The sequence below is a fragment of the Micromonospora sp. M51 genome (assembly GCF_018070305.1).
GTDB classification, from domain to species: domain Bacteria; phylum Actinomycetota; class Actinomycetes; order Mycobacteriales; family Micromonosporaceae; genus Micromonospora; species Micromonospora parva.
The window spans coordinates 1-1,935 of the sequence record NZ_JAGPXZ010000981.1; the positions used below are offsets into that span (position 1 = coordinate 1).

Sequence of the window (1,935 nt, forward strand, 5' to 3'; positions counted from 1 at the left end):
ATGGCGTAGGCGGCCGCGTCCGTGCTGTCGGCGGCCATCCGGCGATCCCAGGACAGCAGCCGGTCGCGCAGCGCGGCGGCGGCCGGGCCGAGCCCCGTCGACTCGGCGAGGACGGCCAGCAGCGGCCCGGCCGCGCCCAGGTACGTGTCGGTGTGCACAGCGGCCATCTCGTCGGCCGTCCACGTCGCCCGGGCGTCGAGCAGTTCGGTGATGCGGTGCGCCCGGTGCGGTGCGGCGAACTCCACCCCGAGCGGCGCCGCCAACCCGCGCTCGTTGGCCATCACCGCCCGACCGGCCACCTCGGCGCGGGGCATCGGCGCGTGCCAGCCCTGCCAGGCGTGCGCGGCGTCCCACCCGGGGACCACCCGCCGGCCGTTCTCCGGGTGCCGTACCGGCACCGCCCCGGCGACCCGGTGCAGCAGCCCTCCGGCGGTGTCCGCCGCCTGCACCACGTTGACCGGCTCCACCCAGTGCCGCAGCGCGTGATCCACGTCGGCCACCGTGCGGGCGCGCAGCAGCTCCGGCAGCGTCGCGAAACCGCTGTCACCCCGGACCCGGGGCGGGTAGCGCAGGCTGAGCGCCGTCTCGTCGTCGGGCCCACCGGCGATCACCGGACCACGGTCGGTCTCCACCACCTCGACCTCGACCGGGTCGGCCCCGGCCACCTCGATCGTCTCGACGTGCCGGTGCGCCGGACGCCAGCCGTCCGGGCCGAGCGCCTGCACCCGCAGGCCGTCGCGGCGCAGCCGCTCCGCGTACACGTCCTGGTAGTCGGCCATCGCGTTGGTGATCGCCCAGGCCACCTCGCCGGTGTGCCCGAAGTGGGCGATGCCCGGCACGCCCGGCACCGCCAGCCCGATGACGTCGTACTCCGGGCAGGCCAACCGGATCTGCTGGTAGACACCGGGATCCTCAAGGAACCGGTGCGGGTCACCGGCGAGCAGCGCGGCCCCGGTGCCGGTGCGCTCGGCGGCGAGCAGCCACCCGTTGCTGCCGGCGACGGCCGGACCGTCGGTGGCGAACAGGTCGACCCAGTCCGGCCCGAGCCGCTGCGCGACGTGCTCGCGCCAGAGCTTGCCCGGGAACCCGGCGAACAGGATGTGGTGGCCCAGCCACACCGCGAGCGGTGTCCACGGCTCCCACCGGCCGGGGCGAAGCCCGGTGGCGGCGAACTCCGGCGACCGGGCAGCCCCGGCGGCGAGAGCGGCGTTGACGCCGTCCACGTAGGCGCCCACCCACTCGGCGGTCGCCTTGTCCAGAGCCGCGTGGCAGCGGCGGGCGGTGTCGTCGAGCCGGACCTGCCGGACGAACCGGTCCCAACCGAGCGCGTCCGGGCCGAGGAACGCCGCGCTGGTGCCCCGGGCCCGGTGCCGTTCCACCTCGATCTGCCAGGCCCGGTCGTACGCGGTCACCCGACCCTGCGCCGCCGCCAGGGCGAGCGGGTCGTCGGCCCGCAGGTGCGGCACCCCCCACGGGTCGCGGAAACGTTCTGTGCTCACGCCGGCTCCGGGGCCAGGGTGGTGGCCCGGCGTCGGGCCGCCGGGACGACCAGCGGGGTGCCCGTCTCCGGGTCGTCGATGACCCGACAGGGCAGACCGAACACCTCCGCCACCAGGTCGGCGGTGACCACCGACGACGGCTCCCCGGCGGCCACCACCCGCCCGTCGCGCATCGCGATCAGGTGGGTGGCGTAGCGGGCGGCGTGGTTCAGGTCGTGCAGCACCGCGACCAGGGTGCGTCCCTGCTCCTCGTGCAGCCGGGCGCAGAGGTCCAGGATCTCGATCTGGTGGGCGATGTCGAGGTACGTGGTCGGCTCGTCGAGCAGCAGCAGCGGCGTCTGCTGCGCCAGCGCCATGGCGATCCACACCCGCTGCCGCTGCCCGCCGGACAGCTCGTCCACCGCCCGGTCGGCGAGGTCGTCGACACCGGTCGCGG

General features: G+C 76.0%; 2 protein-coding genes. Both read right to left on the reverse strand.

All coding sequences use genetic code 11. The annotated features are described in order from the left end of the window. Positions 1–1,499, reverse strand: a 1,499-nt coding sequence (locus tag KBX53_RS31510) for a penicillin acylase family protein (RefSeq protein WP_210863406.1), incomplete at its 3' end; no start/stop codon positions are given. Beyond that, positions 1,496–1,935 (reverse strand): ABC transporter ATP-binding protein (locus tag KBX53_RS31515; RefSeq protein ID WP_210863408.1); only part of this gene is annotated, 440 nt, incomplete at its 5' end. The genes KBX53_RS31510 and KBX53_RS31515, both read right to left, overlap by 4 nt.